Source organism: Flavobacterium sp. N3904, from assembly GCF_025947305.1.
Taxonomy (GTDB): Bacteria; Bacteroidota; Bacteroidia; order Flavobacteriales; family Flavobacteriaceae; genus Flavobacterium.
The window spans coordinates 1266405-1285338 of record NZ_CP110009.1 but is presented as its reverse complement, the minus strand read 5'-3'; the positions used below and the strand labels follow the sequence as shown (position 1 = coordinate 1285338).

General features: G+C 29.5%; 23 protein-coding genes. 12 read left to right on the top strand and 11 right to left on the bottom strand.

What is annotated here, in order from left to right:
• The first annotated feature begins 47 nt into the window (after positions 1-47).
• The 6 genes from OLM57_RS05220 to OLM57_RS05195 all read left to right on the top strand — a co-directional run bounded on the left by OLM57_RS05220 (position 48) and on the right by OLM57_RS05195 (position 6475).
• A complete protein-coding gene (locus OLM57_RS05220; RefSeq protein WP_264566181.1) occupies positions 48-971 on the top strand; it encodes a DUF1837 domain-containing protein in 924 nt (307 codons plus the stop codon).
• 2 nt (positions 972-973) lie between these two features.
• On the top strand, positions 974-3085 hold the full coding sequence (locus tag OLM57_RS05215; RefSeq protein ID WP_264566180.1) for a DEAD/DEAH box helicase: 2112 nt from the start codon (positions 974-976) through the stop codon (positions 3083-3085).
• A gap of 64 nt (positions 3086-3149) precedes the next feature.
• Complete coding sequence (gene xseA / locus OLM57_RS05210; RefSeq protein WP_264566179.1) at positions 3150-4586, top strand: exodeoxyribonuclease VII large subunit; 1437 nt, start codon at positions 3150-3152, stop codon at positions 4584-4586.
• The gene (gene xseB, locus OLM57_RS05205) at positions 4564-4773 is read left to right on the top strand and encodes an exodeoxyribonuclease VII small subunit (protein ID WP_264566178.1); all 210 of its coding nucleotides are present in this window, start codon (positions 4564-4566) and stop codon (positions 4771-4773) included. The genes xseA and xseB overlap by 23 nt, the downstream gene beginning before the upstream one ends.
• Before the next feature lie 170 nt (positions 4774-4943).
• The gene (locus OLM57_RS05200) at positions 4944-5846 is read left to right on the top strand and encodes a DNA-processing protein DprA (RefSeq protein WP_264566177.1); all 903 of its coding nucleotides are present in this window, start codon (positions 4944-4946) and stop codon (positions 5844-5846) included.
• Positions 5843-6475, top strand: coding sequence for a hypothetical protein (locus OLM57_RS05195; protein WP_264566176.1), 633 nt, complete (start codon positions 5843-5845; stop codon positions 6473-6475). Before OLM57_RS05200 ends, OLM57_RS05195 begins: the two co-directional genes overlap by 4 nt.
• Before the next feature lie 163 nt (positions 6476-6638).
• On the opposite strand, the gene OLM57_RS05190 is transcribed toward OLM57_RS05195, so the two are convergent.
• The 5 genes from OLM57_RS05190 to OLM57_RS05170 all read right to left on the bottom strand — a co-directional run bounded on the left by OLM57_RS05190 (position 6639) and on the right by OLM57_RS05170 (position 9905).
• On the bottom strand, positions 6639-6962 hold the full coding sequence (locus OLM57_RS05190) for a hypothetical protein (RefSeq protein WP_264566175.1): 324 nt from the start codon (positions 6960-6962) through the stop codon (positions 6639-6641).
• A 1-nt stretch (position 6963) separates the two neighbouring features.
• Positions 6964-7527 (bottom strand): hypothetical protein, encoded by a 564-nt coding sequence (locus OLM57_RS05185; protein WP_264566174.1) that lies wholly within the window; start codon positions 7525-7527, stop codon positions 6964-6966.
• A gap of 76 nt (positions 7528-7603) precedes the next feature.
• Positions 7604-8359 (bottom strand): hypothetical protein, encoded by a 756-nt coding sequence (locus OLM57_RS05180; RefSeq protein WP_264566173.1) that lies wholly within the window; start codon positions 8357-8359, stop codon positions 7604-7606.
• A 146-nt stretch (positions 8360-8505) separates the two neighbouring features.
• Complete coding sequence (locus tag OLM57_RS05175; protein ID WP_264566172.1) at positions 8506-9339, bottom strand: hypothetical protein; 834 nt, start codon at positions 9337-9339, stop codon at positions 8506-8508.
• 284 nt (positions 9340-9623) lie between these two features.
• Positions 9624-9905 carry a helix-turn-helix transcriptional regulator gene (locus tag OLM57_RS05170; protein ID WP_264566171.1) on the bottom strand — a complete coding sequence of 94 codons (282 nt, stop codon included), beginning with the start codon at positions 9903-9905 and terminating at the stop codon, positions 9624-9626.
• Between the two features lie 134 nt (positions 9906-10039).
• Here OLM57_RS05170 and OLM57_RS05165 point away from each other — a divergent pair, with 134 nt between their 5' ends.
• From OLM57_RS05165 to OLM57_RS05145, 5 genes are all read left to right on the top strand, one after another.
• The gene (locus OLM57_RS05165; RefSeq protein WP_264566170.1) at positions 10040-10363 is read left to right on the top strand and encodes a hypothetical protein; all 324 of its coding nucleotides are present in this window, start codon (positions 10040-10042) and stop codon (positions 10361-10363) included.
• Between the two features lie 16 nt (positions 10364-10379).
• Positions 10380-10691 (top strand): hypothetical protein, encoded by a 312-nt coding sequence (locus OLM57_RS05160; RefSeq protein WP_264566169.1) that lies wholly within the window; start codon positions 10380-10382, stop codon positions 10689-10691.
• 149 nt (positions 10692-10840) lie between these two features.
• Complete coding sequence (locus OLM57_RS05155) at positions 10841-11476, top strand: recombinase family protein (RefSeq protein ID WP_264566168.1); 636 nt, start codon at positions 10841-10843, stop codon at positions 11474-11476.
• Between the two features lie 9 nt (positions 11477-11485).
• Entirely contained in the window at positions 11486-11668 is a 183-nt protein-coding gene (locus tag OLM57_RS05150) for a hypothetical protein (protein ID WP_264566167.1), read from the top strand.
• Between the two features lie 69 nt (positions 11669-11737).
• Positions 11738-12232, top strand: coding sequence for a hypothetical protein (locus OLM57_RS05145; RefSeq protein ID WP_264566166.1), 495 nt, complete (start codon positions 11738-11740; stop codon positions 12230-12232).
• Positions 12233-12353: 121 nt separating this feature from the next.
• On the opposite strand, the gene OLM57_RS05140 is transcribed toward OLM57_RS05145, so the two are convergent.
• Positions 12354-12686 (bottom strand): hypothetical protein, encoded by a 333-nt coding sequence (locus tag OLM57_RS05140; protein ID WP_264566165.1) that lies wholly within the window; start codon positions 12684-12686, stop codon positions 12354-12356.
• Between the two features lie 479 nt (positions 12687-13165).
• Positions 13166-13522, bottom strand: coding sequence for a hypothetical protein (locus tag OLM57_RS05135; protein ID WP_264566164.1), 357 nt, complete (start codon positions 13520-13522; stop codon positions 13166-13168).
• Between the two features lie 129 nt (positions 13523-13651).
• Between OLM57_RS05135 and OLM57_RS05130 the strand changes: the two genes are divergently transcribed.
• Entirely contained in the window at positions 13652-14152 is a 501-nt protein-coding gene (locus tag OLM57_RS05130) for a CvpA family protein (protein ID WP_264566163.1), read from the top strand.
• A gap of 191 nt (positions 14153-14343) precedes the next feature.
• On the opposite strand, the gene OLM57_RS05125 is transcribed toward OLM57_RS05130, so the two are convergent.
• From OLM57_RS05125 to OLM57_RS05110, 4 genes are all read right to left on the bottom strand, one after another.
• The gene (locus tag OLM57_RS05125; RefSeq protein ID WP_264566162.1) at positions 14344-15087 is read right to left on the bottom strand and encodes a tetratricopeptide repeat protein; all 744 of its coding nucleotides are present in this window, start codon (positions 15085-15087) and stop codon (positions 14344-14346) included.
• A 33-nt stretch (positions 15088-15120) separates the two neighbouring features.
• Positions 15121-16875, bottom strand: coding sequence for a BatD family protein (locus tag OLM57_RS05120; protein ID WP_264566951.1), 1755 nt, complete (start codon positions 16873-16875; stop codon positions 15121-15123).
• A 77-nt stretch (positions 16876-16952) separates the two neighbouring features.
• Entirely contained in the window at positions 16953-17717 is a 765-nt protein-coding gene (locus OLM57_RS05115; protein WP_264566161.1) for a tetratricopeptide repeat protein, read from the bottom strand.
• Between the two features lie 65 nt (positions 17718-17782).
• Positions 17783-18817, bottom strand: coding sequence for a vWA domain-containing protein (locus OLM57_RS05110; RefSeq protein WP_264566160.1), 1035 nt, complete (start codon positions 18815-18817; stop codon positions 17783-17785).
• Positions 18818-18934 lie beyond the last annotated feature (117 nt).

Genomic DNA, 18934 nt, shown 5'->3' with positions numbered 1-18934 from the left:
GTGATATTTTAAAAAGTTAATACAAACCGAAAATATAAAAATAATCGATGATAAATTTTGAAGTTCTAATTGATGATGCATTTTCAGTAATTACTGGAGACCCCAGTCTGAATCCTATTGAAAACAAAAGAGTTTTTAGTTTAATAAACACCTTCGAAAATGGGCTTTGGCAGTATAGTAAATTTCAAAAATTTATTTGGAACAACATAAAAGAAACTGCTTTAAGTTATAGAGAAAGACAATCATTGGCTCTTGAAGGTGAAGATTCATTATTAACAGAATCCGCTATTAATTTAAGACTTTCAGAAAGCGATGAAGATATTGGACGAGGCAGTGAAATATCTGAAATCTTACTTTACGGTATAATGAAAAGATACTATAAGGCATTACCAATAGTTCCTAAAATTTTCTACAAACAAAACTCACAAGATAATGCCAAAGGCGCAGACAGTGTTCATATAGTCATTGAAAATGAAAACGAATTTTCATTGTGGTTTGGCGAATCTAAATTTTATAAATCTATTGAAAATGCAAGATTAGATGTAATCATTGATTCTGTAAAAGACTCTTTAACATTACGAAAAATAAAAAAAGAAAATAAGTTAATTACAAATCTTTCAGATATAAATGATTTTGATGAAATTTCACCGGAATTGCGTGCAAAAATTATCCAATCACTTTCCCAAGAACAATCTATAGATTCAATAAAGCCAATTTTAAATATACCAATTCTTTTATTATATCAATGCAGTATTACAAATGCAACTACACATTTAACAGAAGAATACAAAACCCAAATAATAAGTCATCATAAAGAAAGGGCAACAGAATACTTTAAAAGACAAATAAATAAATGCAACGATGTTGATTTATATTCAGAAATTAAGTTTCATATAATTCTTTTTCCAGTTCCTGAAAAAAAACCAATTGTGGATAAATTTATTGAAAAAGCACAAGTATATAGAAGTTAATTATGGAAGATATAATATTTGATAATTGTCGCAAAATAAACGATTTACTGATATCTGACAAAGATAATGAGGCAAGGGAAGAACTAATTAAACTTTTAGATTATCATAAAACTAATGAATTAGAATACACTCCATTGGTAAATCATTTAATTCGAGAAACCGGATTATTCCCATATCTACACCAAGAAACATCTAATTGGGAAGAAAGATATATTTATGAAATTTTCAAGGTTAACATTGGAGACGAAAAACCTGTAACATTGCATCGTGAACAATCTTTTCTATTGAAAAAACTTTTAGAAGGTAAAAATATTGCAGTAAGTGCACCAACAAGTTTTGGTAAAAGCTTTGTTATAGACGCTTTTATAAAAATCAGAAAACCAAAAAATGTAATAATTATTGTTCCAACAATTGCATTGACAGATGAAACAAGAAGACGATTATATAAAAAATTTGCAAATGAATACAAAATTATCACAACCACTGAAGTAGAACCAGCAGAAAAGAACATTTTTATTTTCCCACAAGAAAGAGCTATAAATTATTTGGAGAAGATCGAGTTCTTTGATATAATGATTATTGATGAATTCTATAAAGCAAGTAGTTTGTTTGATAAAACTAGATCGCCAAGTCTTGTTAAAGCAATTATAAAAATTGGTAGCAAATCCAAACAAAAATATTTTCTGGCTCCAAACATATCCACTTTAGAAGACAATCCTTTCACAGCTGATATGGAATTCATACAATTAGACTTTAATACAGTCTTTTTGGAGAAATTTGAACTATATAAAGAAATAAATAAAAATGTAGAATTAAAGAACAATTTTTTAATCAACATTTTAAACCAAAAACAAACAAAATCTTTAATATATGCAGGTACATACACAAATATTGAAAATGTATCTAACTTAATTTTAACTAGACACACAGAAAAAAATAATATTCTCCTAGACCAATTTGCAAATTGGTTAGGCAAAAATTATGAGTATAATTGGAGTTTAACAAATCTAATAAAAAGAGGGACTGGAATACACAATGGCAGATTGCATCGCTCTTTAAGTCAAATACAAGTTAAACTATTTGAAGATAAAAATGGAATCAGCAACATAATTTCTACATCTTCAATTATTGAAGGAGTGAACACATCAGCTGAAAATGTAATCATTTGGATGAACAAAAATGGTAGTTCAAACCTAAATGATTTTACATATAGAAACATTATTGGCAGAAGTGGTAGAATGTTTCAGCATTTTATTGGTAAAGTCTATATTTTAGATAAACCACCAGTTAATACACAAACTGCTTTAAACATCGAATTTCCAGAAGAAATATTAGGAGATTTAGATGGTCAAAAATATGACAAACTGCTAACTAGAGAACAAGTAGCTAAACTAATTCTTTACCAAGATGAAATGGGCGGAATTCTAGGGGTAGACGTGTACAATAAGTTAAAAGATGAGTCAGTATTTCAATCAAGCAATTCAGAATTAATTAAATCAATTGCAATTGATATGTCATCAAATCCTGAAAGTTGGAATGGTCTTTCTTATTTAAACTCTGCAAAAAGAAGTCAATGGGATAAATCATTATACAAAATAATTAATTTACAACCTGGAAATTGGGAAACAAAGAACAGCACTTTTGTAGAATTTATTAAAATTTTACGTAATAATTGGTTTAAATCAATTCCTGAATTATTAAAAGAGTTAGAGCCACACGATGTAAGTATTGATGAGTTTTTCAAACTTGAAAAAAATGTGACTTTTAAATTTGCATCTCTTTTAAAAGACGTAAATGTTCTTCAAAAAGAATTACTTAAAGGTAAAAATTATGATATATCTAAATTTATTGCATATATCTCTCACGCTTTTTTACCAACTGTGGTTTTTCAGCTTGAGGAATATGGTTTACCTCGAATGATTTCTAAAAAAATTCATAATTCAAAAATTATAGATTTTTACAATCAAGAATTAACGATACATAATGTAATTGAAATTTTTAATTCTATAGGTATAAATGAAATTAAAGAGAATGTGGAATTAGATGAGTTTGATAATTATATTTTAGAATATTTTTATGACGGAATAAAAGCAAATAAGAATATCGATGCATAAAAGCGATATTTGAAGCAATTCAAGAATTTAGCACTAAATTTATAGATTTTAATATTGATAAGTCTTGGAAGAAAACAAACATATAAAACTTTCAGAGCTTAATAATATCATTTCAGATACTATTAAGAATAAATTCAGTGGTTTAAAGTTTTGGGTAATTGCCGATATTACAAATCATTCATTCAAGGCTGAAAATAAATTTCATTATTTTGAATTAGTTGAAAAAGACCCAAATTCAAATAATTTTATTGCAAAAATTGCTGGAAAAGCTTGGGGCGGTGGTTCAATGCACATTTCAGATTTTGAAAAGAATACAGGGCAAAAATTCACTAATAATATCAATGTTCTTGTTTACGTAGCTGTTGAATACCATCAAGTATATGGTTTGTCAGTTAATGTTTTAGATATAGATACTAATTTTACATTAGGATTATTACAACAGCAACGAGAAGCAACGCTTCTGAAGTTAGTTCAAGAAAATTCATTTATAGTAAAACAAGGTGAAAATTATTATACCAAAAACAAACAATTGGTTCTTAAAGCAGTTTTACAAAGAATTGCTCTAATATCATCAGTTAATTCGGCAGGAAGTGAAGACTTTAAACATTCATTAACTCATAACAATTTCGGTTACAAATTCACAATAGATGATTATTTTGCAATTGTTCAAGGAGAAAATAACCATAAACAATTTTTTGATAAATTAATTGAGGTTTACAATTCAGGAATTGAGTACGATGCAGTTGTAATTACTCGAGGGGGTGGTGCTCAAACTGATTTTCTATTATTTGATAACTATAATATAGCCAAAGCGGTTGCGAAATTTCCAATACCCATCATTACAGGAATTGGACATCATAAGAATATAACTATCGTAGATTTGATGGCTAATACTCAAACAAAAACACCCACCAAAGCAGCCGAATTTATTATTGCTCACAATAAAAATTTTGAAGATAAATTATTATCAATCCAAAAAAATATTTTAATAAAGTCACAACAGTTATTTTCTTCAAACTTTCAACGTCTATCTGCATTAAACACTAATATTATTAATAATACTAAATTAATAATATCTGAAAGAAAAGATGAACTTACATGTACCAATCAATCAATAATAAACACTACTAAATCAATAATTTACACAAGAAAAGCTAGCTTGATCAATATATCATCACAGATATTAACAAAGCCAAAAATTATTCTTTACAATAGAATTAATGATATCAAAAACACGATAAATAATTTAAAGACATTCAATAACCAATACCAAAAAAGAATGAGAAATTATCTTGGTCATTATTCTTCAATTATTAAAATGATGTCCCCTGATAATATTCTTAAAAAAGGATATGCTATAGTAAAAGTCAATAATAAAATAACGAGTAACCCAGATAATATAAAAATAGGTAGTGACATTGATATTATTCTTTCAGATAAACTTATTAAATCAACAGTAAAACTTAAATCAGAATATGATGGAAAAGAATTTAACGTATGAGCAAGCATATAAAGAACTTGCTAAAATTGCTTCAGAAATTGAAAATGAGACAATATCAGTTGATGTCCTCGCTGAGAAAGTAAAAAAAGCTTCTCAATTAATTACTTTTTGTCAAACAAAATTAAAATCTACTGAAACAGAAGTAAATAAAATTATTGCTCAAATGGAAAATTCAAATCAGCAATAATTAATGATGAGAAAAGGTAAAATTTTAGAATAATCCTCTGATTAGACAAGTAGTAACATATAAGAAGTTTATTGTTTTTTTATGATTAACAGTATAACATTTGTATAATATTTTACGTTTTTAATTAATATCCAAATATGAATTAGAAAAAAAAATGTATATTTTTACAAATGAAATCTAACGAGATTATGCTGAACTTTAATAATCAAGACGATATACTATTTGAATGTATAGCGCCATATAGAGAAATGGCTGCTTACGAAGCTTTATGGGAAGATAGGAAAATAAGTTTTAAAAAATTATCTGAAATTTTTAAAAAAAACCCCTTCTCTTTACCTTCACAATTTGTTGATGTAAGTAAGGTAGATGAATATGCTATGTTGTTGAAAGATATAATTTTTAACAATGAAAATATAAAGACTAATATCTTAATTAACAATACAATTGATTACCCAGTAAAGTTAAGAGATGCACTTGAACCAATTGAGGTGCTTTACTATAGTGGTAATTTAGATTATATTAATTCTCCTTCAATTGCTATTGTAGGCTCTAGAAAGCCCTCAGAAGATGGGTTGAAAAGAACTTCACAAATTGTAAAGTTATTAGTTAAGGATAATTTTACAATTGTATCTGGATTGGCTGAAGGTATAGACACTCAGGCACATAAGATGGCTTTACAGAATGAAGGCAGAACTATTGCTGTTGTCGGAACTCCTTTAAACGTATTTTATCCTAAACAAAATAAATCACTTCAAGAGTATATAGCTAAAAATCACTTATTAATTAGTCAAGTTCCATTTATAAGATATGAGAATCAAACTTTTTTAGGAAACAAATTGTTTTTTCCAGAAAGGAACAAAACTATGTCTGCAATCACTCAAGCTACAATAATAATAGAAGCAAGTGATACATCAGGAACTCTAATTCAAGCAAAAGCGGCTCTGAATCAAGGACGAAAATTATTTATTCTGCAAAGTTGTTTTGAAAAAACAACGATTAGTTGGCCAGAAAAATTTGAAAAACTAGGAGCCATAAGAGTGCGAACATATGACGATATTAAAAGTAATTTATGATGAGTAAGTTATTGTTAATTGATGAAATGGTAATAAATGACCATCATTATTTGAAGTTGGATGTTGATAAATGTTATTATTATTTTGTATATACTGCTGAGAAAGGATTTAGTTATAGTACGTCAAATCAATTAATTCTAAATTTTAAAAAAAAATTAGATAGAAAAGGAAAAGAAGATTATAAATATAAAGGTGAAGCAATAAAAACAATTGCGAGCTTATTAAGTCATTTAGGTCAAAAAAGTATCGATAATTCAACCTTTGTTCCAATTCCTCCATCTAAATCCAAAACAAATCCTCTTTATGATGATAGAATAGTTCAAGCTCTAAATTTAGGCTTAAAAGGAAGAAATGCTGATATAAGAGAACTTGTTATTCAAACAACAGATACAGTCGAATGTCACATAAGTGGAAAGAGAGATATAAGTGCTCTTGAAGAAATTTTAAGAATTGATGAAACTTTGGTAAATGATGTTCGGGAATTTATAGTAATAGTTGATGATGTTTTAACCACTGGCTGTCATTATATTGCAATGAAAAATATTCTACTGAGGAGGTTTCCTGAAGCCAAAATAATAGGTCTTTTTATTGCTAGAAGGGAGATTATTAATGATGATTTTGAAATATAATTTTAAGAATAAAAAACTATCGGTTTATTACTGCTGTATAAAGAATTCCTGATGACGTTAGTCTGGAAAAAAAAACTAAAATTAACCTCTAGAGAGTCTCATACTTGAGATTTTTCTTTGGTAGCTCCACAAAACCTTAGCTGTTAGCGGCAGTTTTTTATGTTTAATAGCCTCCAAAAACTTTGTTTTCTACATTATCCATAAGAATTGAATATTCTCCTTTATAAATAGAATTTGGAAAATTATTTTTTAATTCTTTTTTGATATGTAAATCTTTAATATTCTGTAAAGCTATTTTAACATTATAACCTGTTCCGGGAATTATCATTACCATATGAACTGTATTATGCTTATTATTGATATTTTCATCTTTTAAAAACGAGCGAATATCATTTCTCAATAAGTCAACATTCTGTTTGAGAATTCTTTCTGCAATAGAACTCTTTCTAATTTTTCCAATTCTTACTAAATCAAATTTTACTTCCATTTTATTTTCTGAATTTGTTAATTATCTCATTAAAATTTACGCCAATACCTGCAATATTAGGTTTCAACTCAAGATTATCAATATCAAAAATCTTATTCCAAAAATTTTCCTTTTCTCCTAAATTCAATTTACGTTCTTTTTTTAAACTACTTTTTATTTTGTCAAGTTTGGCTTTATATTCAGGTGTATAGTTTGGTTTTTTAAGAAAATTATTTTCAAAATTCTGCATACTTTCTATAAAAGTTAATGGATTTTTCTCCATAAATTTTTTAGAGATTTCCATATGCAACCATATTGATAAGTTGTGTAATCTTGATTGGTAACCTGTCAATTTTATGCCACCATTTTCAATTACTAAACTACCATTCTTAATCAATAAATCGTTTTCGCCTTTTTTATCTATATCTTTTATTAAATAATAAATATCTTTATAGAGAATTTCAATGAAGTTTTCATTTTCAAGTATTAATGGTTCAATAATTTTTTCAATAAACTCGTCAATTGATTTTTTATCAGTATTTCTTATTTCTTCAATTATCATTAAGTAATCGTCTCTTTTTATCATTTATTGTTATTGAATTGGATTACTAAATTCGTTGTCTTTTTGGTAAAATTCTAACTAATGTTGTAATAGCAGTAAGCTACAGTGTTTTTTCTCGTATCATTTGAAACTTATTTATTGCAAAATATTTTTCAACATTTTTTGGTATCGATAATATTAGTGCATTTATAAATTTTTTTGTTTCGCCCACATAAAATTCAACTACTTTCTGATTTATTATATTTACCATTCCCATTGCGTTTGTCTCAATTAATTTTTTCTCTGTTAGGAAATTATAAACTTTTTGGTATTTTGCTAACACATTAATTTCATAATACTTATCATTCCTATTTGGTTTGTATTCGATAGTCAAAACGTGTCCGTGTGTAATTGCATTTCGTAAAGTGAATAAGTGATTTATACTTTTCCATAGCTCTTTGTCTTTCTTTCCTATTTCTTCAACAATATTTTGGTTATAAACTAATTTCCAATTAGTTTCCAAATCTTTAAAATAAGATTCGTCGATTTTTCTCTCTAAATTTTTTAATATTCTAATATAGAAATCTTTATCTTCATCAACTTCGAATGTTCCTTCGTCTTCATCAAATTTCCCAAATTCTTTTTCAAATTCGTTAATTTTATGTTCAATTGTTGAAAATAAAATTTGTCCACACATTCCTTCAATATAAGTCGTACATTGAATTATTATTGTGAACAGAATACCACGAAGTTCTTTTTCGTTTTTACTATTTATTTTTTTAAGATGTTTTATTGACGAGAAAATTTCTTCAAAAGGATAATAATCATATCCTGCTAAATATCTTTTTTCAAAAAAAAGTAGTTCGGTTTTCTTCATTTTTCAACATCATAATTAATACCCTGGTAATAATCTATTTTAAAACTAAATTAATCCCTATTTTCGGATTTGTCAAATCTCCCAAATACAAAACCATCTTTTCATTAAGCCTATTACCCAAATCCGTTGTACCTGTTAGGTAAAGTTTACATTAATTTTAATTCAGAAGATATTTCATTAACAAATGTTTTTATTATTCCAACCATAGATTCAATTTCAACATTCTTAATGTCGAGTTTTTCTCCGTCCTTAGTTTTACCATTTCTGTGAACTAAATCATGGCGTTTAATAATAAATTTATTTACTTCACCAATTTCAGGGAAATTAATTTCAAAAGTCGAATTGTACATGTTTTTGACAATTGCTAAGTTATGATATATAATGTCAATCATAGCTTTTTTAGCGGTTTCGGAAATTTTATCGTGTTGAATAAAAATTTCACTTAAAGCAAATTTAGTTTTTTGAAAATCAGGAAAAGTCTTGACGAAATTTTCTAAATATTTCTGATTACTGAGTGTAAGGACAATGAATACTTCTGATAAAAAGGTTTCTAATGAACCTATTATGCCTATAAAGACCTGTCTTAATAAAATATCTTTCAGCTTAGGTGTTTCTGTTTCAATCTTACTTAGTAAAACTAAATTATTGATTTCTGAATTAAATTTTTCGAAGTGTCTATCATTTTGAGAGATTGATTCGTATTCATATTGGTAATATGAACCGAAGTTTATTTCATAAGGTTCTATATAAACAGTTTTGAGATCATCCTCGAGGTTTATTATCTTATTTCTTATATGGATAGGTGTGTCTTCGGATAAAATTAGTTTGTAGGATTTGATTTTTTGGTCTTTAGTTTTTTCAGTTATAAAATTATAATCCAAATCAAGTAATTCTTCATATGTTAATCCAATTGAATGAGCAATATTAGGGCTTTTGCCTTGCTCTCTAAAATCAATATCTAAGTCACTATAGTATCCCATATTGCTTTTCTTAAATTACACCTAACTCGTTTATATACGAAATAAAATTCCACTTATCTATCTTAATTTAGGTGGATAGACGAAGTTTTATTTCGCTTTGTATTTTTCAAATATAAATAAAAATAGCCATCGTTAGTGTTATAAAAAATTAAAGAAATACACTACCTAAAATTATATGCAAACAAGGAATGGTTTCAATTGATTGGACATGCACAGATTGACAGCATTTTATAGTTGTCAAAATATTTATCAAAAAAAAAAGATAAATATTTAGGTTTCATTTTTCATTCTATAACACCGTTAAGAACATTTAAACCTTTTTCAAACAATCTTTTTGCTTGGTCAACTTCATTTTGGGTGATCGAACTTCCTTTTGTGGGCAAAAACATCTCTCTTATATCTACATCCAAAGCTTTAGCTATTTGTAATAGTAGGTTTATGGTAGGTAAATTTTTTTCAGAATTAATATTACTTATTGTAGTCATACTTACTCCTACCTTATTAGCAAGCTCTTCCCTGCTAATACCTTTTTGATTCATTAATTCTTTTAATCTTAAAATTTCCATATTTAATTTTTATTCAAAGATACACAAAAAAGTAAGTAAGACTTACTTTTTATAAAAATAAATAAAGTATTATTTGCCTTTGAATAAACTATTCCTTTACTTTGTAGTGCAATAATAAAGCAACACTTGATTATATGACTGCAACAGACTTCAAATTAGGATTAAGAGAAATCAAAGAAAACTTAAAAGGATTAACTCTTCAATTAATAACTAAAAATGGTTACCGACCTTATTTTAATTTAAGAGATTTTGGCAATGCTATTTTAAGCGAAGAATCAAAAGGAAATGATTTTAGAATAAATCAAGTTTGGACAATTGGTGGAACTGTATCTGTAAAATCAATTAGGAGCCTTGCAGAGCTAATCAAAACTGAAACTGTTACTGGAATTCAATTTGAAAGCTTCTATGATTACAAAACAACAGAAGGATTCATAAGAAGCTTTGGAAAATTAGACTAACGATATAAATAATAAAATGAAAACAACATCAAGAACAATGGAAATTGCAAAAACAATAATAGAACAAATATACTATGCTGACAGAAGTGCCTTAATGGCTTGGGGAGCCAATAACTTTTGTGCGTTAAGTGAAACTAAAGAATTCCAAGGTGGCTTGTCTTTCAAAGTGAATGGACTTACTCATAAAGGATGGGTAAAAGTTTGTCTGAGATGGGTTGATGACTATACAATAGTATTCATCAACAAAAATCGTGAGGTAGTTAAAACTTTTGAAGGTGCTTATTGTGATATGTTAGTTCCTGTTATAGATTGGATTGAAGGGAAGTAAATCTTCAGTCCTGTGCAAAATTAGATTATAACAATATCGTTCACATTAAATAATTATAGCAATCAACATTTTCAATAAAAAAAATTGTGCAAAATACACTATCCTAAAATTGCACACTTTTTAGAGATTTTACAATAATAACTCCAATTATGATAAAAGCAAGATACATTCGTCAAAGCACATCTCAACAATCCAACCTCAGACAATTAGCAAAAGCTCATCCTGACGAAAAATTATTTATAGACGTTGTCAGCGGTTCTGTTCCTTTTAATGAGAGACCACAAGGAAAAAAACTTATTGAAGCCGTTGAAGCTGGAGAGATAAATTACGTTTCATATCATGCTATTGATAGAGCAGGTCGAAATACCATCAACGTGCTTCAAACTCTTCAATACTTCTTTGAAAAAGGTGTTGTGGTTAAAATAGATAATTTAGGTTTGGAATCGATGATTAACGACAAAGCCAATCCAGTGTTCAATCTTATCACTACAATTTTATCAGAGTTAAGTTCTCTTGAAAAATCATCCTTGCTTGAAAGACAAGCCGAAGGAATTTTACAAGCAAAATTAAAAGGTGGAATTTATAAAGGTAGGACAGCAGGAACGACTGATTCACCAGAAGAAACCCTTGCAAAACATAAAAAAGTAACTAAAGCTTTAAAAACCAATCCAACATTATCACTTAGACAAATTGCAAAATTGGCATCTGATATTGATTATAAAGTTTCAGCCAATACTGTAAAAAAAGTAAAGGCATTATTAAATTCAAATCATCAATCTATATAAACATTAGAAATGAATACCTCAAAAAGATACAACGAACTGATGATTAAGTTGGAAAAAGACTTAATTCTATTGAATGAAAAACTAAAAAAACATCAATCTGATTTTAATCAGAACCCCACAAACTGGGGATATGTTGGAGACCTTGGATTTGTTTCTGAAAGAATTGACGAGGTTCTAAAATTCATAAATTAAAATGAAAGAATTATATATTACATTATTACATTTGCCAAAAAATAGAAATTAATAATTGATTAGAAATAAATGGAGAAATATATTGAAAACTGGAAAATAATAACGGATATATTGGGAGCATTAGGTTCTTTGAGTTTTGCAATCTTACTTGTTATAAACATAATCACCCTAAAGAACCTTTTTAAGTCAAATGCGCATAGTAACGAAATTGTAGGTATGTGTATGAGTAAATTTTCAGTATTCTCTGAAAAATTAAGATTATACAACAATAAGAAGGAAATTGATGATGTCAATAATTTGATTTATCGCTATTTTGATCTCTGTAATGAAGAATTGTTTTATATAAAAAATGGTGTTGTAAGTCCAGAGGTAAGTAAAGACTGGATGACAGGCATGATACGCCAAATGATATTATTTAGAGAGCAAAATGAATATAAAAATATTTTAAGCGAATTCCCAAGAATTGGCGAAACTTTCAATTTTAATTTTGATACGATTACTAACAATCAAATATCAAGTGACATAATTGCAAATTGTTTGAATAACTTGAAAAAGTACAACTAAAGCATTAAATTTTCATCCTAAAAAAAGACACCTATTATATTTTAATCAGGTGTCTTTTTTTTTATAATTCTATGCAAACTTTTTTATCCTTTTAAACTTTGCACATCCACTCTTTTTTATTTTACCAAAGTTCTTCTACATCTTCAAATTTACCTTCATTAGGTTTAACCTGAAAAAATTCACTTCCTTGATAATTATTATCTTCTATATAAAATCTTCTTTCGACAATATAAGTATCATATCTTTCAAAATGTATAGTCATAGTTTCCCATTTACCTTCATATTCTTTACCAGTGCTGATTGTCTCTTTACCTTCATAGGTGTCAGTATTAACAACACTATATTTTCCAAGTTCACCAAACTTATCTCTATGTGCTAAAAGGTAGAAATTAATGTCTTCAAATTCTCTAAATGATATTTCATTTACTTTACTTAAAATTTCTTGAGCTGTCATTACTTAATTCTTTTTTAATTTTTTTATAGAGCTAAAATAATAAAAAATACTTGCAAATTGTCAATCGTGCAATTGATAAAATAGGTAGAAACTTAAATTGGAATTTGAGTAAAAAGAACGCATACAACAGCTTTCTTTTTTATTGGTTGAGTTTCGAATAAACAAAGTTGTTCTAAATTGATTAAACAAGATAAAAGCAAGTTATTTTATGTAAGTAATTTTGCAAGGTGGGGCAAAAGTGGGGCGATTAAATACGATAAATTATCAAAAATACAACTCTATGTTTTTATAAACTCTTGTTTTTCAAAGCTTCTATTTGTAAAAAACATAGAACTATATTCTTTTATCTTGTCTATCATTTTCATTCCGTAATTGAGAGTGCAAATTTAGCTTTTTTTAGTGATTCGTGAAAAGTAATTGGTGATTAGTCTAAAAAAAATTAGCAATAAAACTAATTGCTAATCACTTACAACTAATTACTAATCTATCACTTCTCTTTCTAAGAAATAATTGACGATGGCTTCCTTCATCAAAACTGATTGTTCGCCTGCTTTCAAAGGTGGCAATTCCTCTTTTACTTTGTAATGCGGCCAGCCATCTTCATCAAAAAATTCGAATTCGTAGAATCCATAAGGTTCCAATAATCGGCAAATCGCAATGTGCATCAGATTGAGTTTTTCATCCTTTTTGTATTCGCGGTGTACTTTTCCCAATTCCTGAACGCCAATTAAATAAATAATAGCATCCAGATCCAAATCTTCGCCTTGCGAAAATTGATTGGAAAGTATATTGACAAGCCGTTCCCAGCGTTCTTTTAGTTGTGTGTCTCTTGACATTTTTTAGAAAATAGAAGAAAGAAGAAAAACTTCAATCTGTGGTTTTACATATAATTTCGACAAAGATAGGAAGTCCTTTTTTGACTTTGGGATATTCTTTTATCTTTGTCTCTTTCTTAATCTTTACTTATGAGTTTTTTCGATATTATTATTGGCGGATTGTTGTGTTATTCGCTCTACAAAGGAATACGAAACGGGCTTTTTGTGGAATTGGCTTCATTGCTTTCCCTTATTTTGGGGATTTACATTGCCATAAAATTTTCGGATATTATAAAAAACATATTATCAAGCTGGGTACATTGGAATCCTTACACCATTCAGGTGATTGCCTTTATCCTGACTTTTATTGTTGTCGTTATTGGCATTTATATGCTTGGTAAATTCCTGACCAATATTGCCGATTTTGCTTTTTTGGGTTGGATAAACAGCCTTGGCGGCGGATTTTTTAGAGTTTTGAAAACTGTTTTAATCATCAGTGTGTTTCTTACTGTTTTCGAAAAAATAAACTACCATAATTATCTCGCCAAAAAAGAAACGCTTGACAACTCTATTTTCTTTAATCCGATTCAAAAAGTAGCAGGGTTCATTTTCCCTTCTATCGAAAAATGGTATGATAAAGCGAGGAAGTAGTTTTCAGACGGCAGGTTTCAAATAGCAGATTTCAGATTTTGAATCTACTAAAATTAACGCTATTAAAGAGTCGAATCCTGAACATTCGCAAAAAAAAGATAGCCCAGAGTCAAAAAACTACGGGTTATCTTTATTTATTTTAAGACAAAGTGCCAACATATAGACTGCAAACTGAATCTGCTATCTGAAAACTACTTCACTTCCTTAATGGTGCTACTGTCAATCCAGCCCTCGGTTCCATCTGTCAATTGAATTTTTTTCCAATTTTCTAATGTTTCTTCCACATACACTTTTGTGCCTTCGTGCAATATAAAAATAGATGCACTTGCCTTTTGAGGTTCACTTCTTACCTCGGCAGATTCAGCAAAAACTACGGCAGGTCTTTCGTTTAAAAAATGATCCTTTTCAAAAATAGCAGCCGAAAAACTTATTAGAATCAATAGAATAATGACAAACATCCCAAAAAAGAAAATTCTTTTTGTAACTACGCTTTGAGAAAAATAATAACCTACAAAAAACAGTAAAAATAAAACGGAAAAAGAAATTGTAATCCACGCCCAAGTGTCGAATGGGTAAATTCCTGTAAAATCACGAAGTAATTTCCCAAATCCTACTTTTGGCACTACCTTAATTTCGTCTATTGTTTGTTTTTGAGCAAATTTTATATTGTTTAAAACCGCTTCGTTTGTTGGATCCAAAACCAAAGCTTTCTCGTAATTATAAATTGCTGGTGCTATTTGATGCAATTTAAAATAACTATTTCCCAAATTATAATACAACTCAACAGATTGCTTGTTTGCTGCCAAAACACTTTCGTATGCTTTTGCAGCTTGGTCGTATTTCCCTTTTCGATACAAATCATTCCCTTTTTCGAAGCCCTCTTGGGCAAAGAAAACCTGAGTGGTCAATAATAGTATGTAAAATATATTTTTCATTTTATTAAATAAGTAGGTGTCAAATATCTATTTCTAAATTTTAATCTGTTTTTCTAATTCGGAAATAATAATTACTGCTTTATCAAAATCCTGTTGTATTGTAGCACTCGATGATGGAGCATATCTGGCTATTTCACAGTTTTCTGTAAGTGCTATAAAATCATTCACCACTTCGGGATTGGCTTTTTTAGACAACAGCAATTCCTTAATGTTGTCTTTACTCATTTCAGAAGTTTCTATATGCAGCTTGGCTTTCAGGAAATTGTGCATTGCTTTTTCCAGTGCCACATAGAAAGGTTCTTTATTGTTAATTTGCTTTTTGGCCTCCGACAAATATTTCTTGGCCAATTTGTTGTTCATTTTAATTCGGTTACCAAAAACGTCACCATCAATCGCTTCTTTTTTCTTTTTGAATAACACAATTATTGGCAGTAACAAGAATGGTAAAAGCAATAATGTATAAAACTTATTAGAACCAAAAAAAGCAGGTTCATTTTTGGCTGTAAGTGTTGTTTTTAAATCAATAAATTTAAATTGTTCAACTCCTGAAATTTTATTTTTATTAGCGTCAGCTGTTGCCGGTGCAGCTGTACTTTGCGTTGGCCCGTCCAGAACATTAATCATGATTTCTGGAGATGTTATTGTTTTATAAGCGTTTGACTCCAAATCAAAATAGGAGAAACGCAACGGTTTGATCGAATAATTTCCTTTGTATTGTGGTATGATAGTATACGAATCGGAGATTTTTCCTGTCATACCAGAAAGGGGTGTATTCACTTTTTCATCGTGCACCGCATCATACATTTCCAAAGCATTTGGCACTTCTGGTTTTGGTAAATTAAATAATTTAAGATTTCCCGTACCAGTCACACTGACTGCGAGATCCAGGCTTTCACCATTTTTTAAAGTTGTTTTTGAAGGTATCGCTTTAAAATCGAAATGCCCAACAGCTCCCGAAAAATCTTCTGGCTTGCCCGCTTCTGGCAATGCTCTTACGTTAATGGTTTTGGCTCCAGCTGAAACTCTTTTATTATCATCGATTACTATCACACGACCAAACATATCTCTACGATTAGTAGGCAATTTAACATCAATGTCTAATGATAAAGGTTCAATAACAAGCTTTCCTGATTTTTGAGGATATAATACCGTTTTACGCAAAACGACATAACGGTATCGCTCCCCTTTGAACATTCCTTCCTCGGCTACGGGTTGCTTGATGTCAATATTTTGATTCCAGAAATCATTGTATTTGGGTTTCCCAAGTTCTTTCCAGTTTGAAATTCCAATGTTGAAACTGAAATACAATTTATACACTAACGTAATTGGTTGATTGATATACGGATTAGTATTTGAAATATCGGCAACCAAATACAGATTGTCATCGGCAGAAATTTGAGAATCATTAGGATCTCTGGGTTGCTCCGTTGCAGCTGTAACATTGATTTTTACTGGTGAGGTTTTATAAATTTGCCCATTAAATTCTATTGCAGCCTGTTTAATCACCAAATTGCCTTTTTGATTTGGCAATAAAAAATAGGAATAACTTTTCTCGAAAGAAGTCTTACCGTTAATCCAGGATTGACTTACCTGTTGACTCGGTCCGGCAATAATTCGAAATCCGTCAAAAGAAGGCTGAACAAAATTATCTCCATCCACATTCATTACAAAATCGATACGGAGTCTCTCATTGAGTCCTAGTGTCGTTTTGCTGACTCTTGCCTCAAATTGCACCTGAGCAAAAAGCACTTGAAAACTTAGTAGTAATAGAATTAAATACCTTTTCATTACTTGTTTAATCATTTATTGTTTAACTGTTTATTGTTTAATCGTTTAATTGTTCTAATAAACGAATCAACAAAAATTTACCAATCTTTCTCCGTTTTTGTTGGAGAACCTTTTACTTTATTGGCGTTTACTTTGTCTTGAACTTTCTTTTCCTCGTTGTTTACTGCATCCAAAAGATTCTCGGTACGTTGTTTAGAAATTCCTCCTGGCTTTGGTTTCGGCTGACCTTCATCCTTTGGTTTTTGGTCTTTTTTGTCCTTGTCACCCTCTTTTTTGTCGTCTTTCTTGTCCTTGTCTTTGTCACCGTCTTTCTTATCGTCCTTTTTCTTATCGTCTTTTTTGTCGTCCTTTTTATCTTTATCCTTGTCTTTTTTGTCCTTGTCCTTGTCTTTCTTTTTGTCGTCTTTTGGAGGAGGATTGTCTTTCAGCATTTTTTTGGCCAAAGCATAATTATAACGGGTTTCTTCGTCCTCAGGATTATTGCGCAAAGCATTTCTATATGCTTCAACCGCTTGCGTATAATCTTTCTCTTTCATGAAAACATTGCCCAAATTATGATAGGCTTTGTGTTTTTGAGGTCTAGTTTTTAAATTTTTTAATGCATTGGCATACGCAAATTTAGATTCTGAAAACTGATTTTGCTTATAAATTGAATTACCTAAATTATAAGACGCAACTGTTCTGTTTGGAAATTTTGAATGTGAAATTCTATAATTTGCTTCGGCTTCCACATAATTCTTTTCCTTGTAATCTTCATTTGCTTTAGGCAATACTTTGTCTTTCTGTTGTGCGTTAACAACAAAAGTTATAAGCAGTAGTAAGTATAAAATTTTATTTTTCATTTTCAATGTAAATGTATTTTTCAAAGCCATCTTATAAACAAAAGAGTTTAGTATGTTTTAATACTTTATTTATTTTCGTTAAATAAATTCAACTTTTTTACCCATCTGGTTTTTCTTTCCAAAAAGAAAATATCCATATATAACAATACAAATGCAATTCCCAAAAACCACTGAAATTGCGATTGAAAATCGGCCATTTCGGTAGCTTCAAATTCGGTTTTTTGTATTTTGTCAAGTGTGTTTTTTACGTATTCCAGCACTGCTTTGGTATTGTTTCCATTTACATAACCCCCTCCGGTAATTTTGGCAATTGTGGTCAATCCGGCTTCATTCAATTTGGTTATTACCACTTCGCCGCTGTTGTCTCTCTGGTAACTTTCTACAATTCCATTTCTTTTCAACGGTATTGTTCCACCTCTTTCGGTTCCAAGTCCAATGGTTATAATTTTTATCCCCATTTTCTTTGCTTCCTCGGCTGCAGCTTCGGCACCCTCGGAATGATCTTCCCCATCGGAAATTAAAATCAACAATTTGCTGGTTTTACTTTTGTCATCAAAATAAGTTCCGGATAATTTTATTGCTTCATCAAGTGATGTTCCTTGAGATGAAACCAATCCAGGCCCCATATTTTGCATAAACATTTTGGCTACACTATAATCCGTTGTTATGGGCAGCACCGGAAAAGCACTTCCTGCATAGGCCACAATTCCTATTCTGTCACTTCCCAATTGGTTAATGATTTGAGATACAATTTGCTTGCTTTTTTCCAATCGACTAGGAGCAACATCTTCGCAAAGCATACTTTTGGATACATCCATAGCAAATACTATGTCGATTCCTTCTCTCTTTACGGTTTCAACTTTGGTTCCAATTTTTGGGTTTACCAATCCCATAATCAAAGCCGCCAGAGCCAAAAGCATCACGATCAATTTTAGAACAGGTTTAAAAACAGAGCGTTCCGGGCTCAGTCTTTGCAATAATTCCAAATCACCAAACTCACGTTGCTTTTTTCTTTTCCAATATAAATTAATTAGAAAAAGTACCACCACAACAGGCAGTATAAAAAGAAAGTATAAATAGTTGCGTTCGTCTAATTCCATTGTTAATTTTGATTTGCTTCGCCAATTCGCCTTTGGCTCGGGTCTGAATTTAGATTTTAGATTTTTAGTCTAAAATTGTAAATCTAAATTTGATTTTTAATTCCTAATATTATTTAG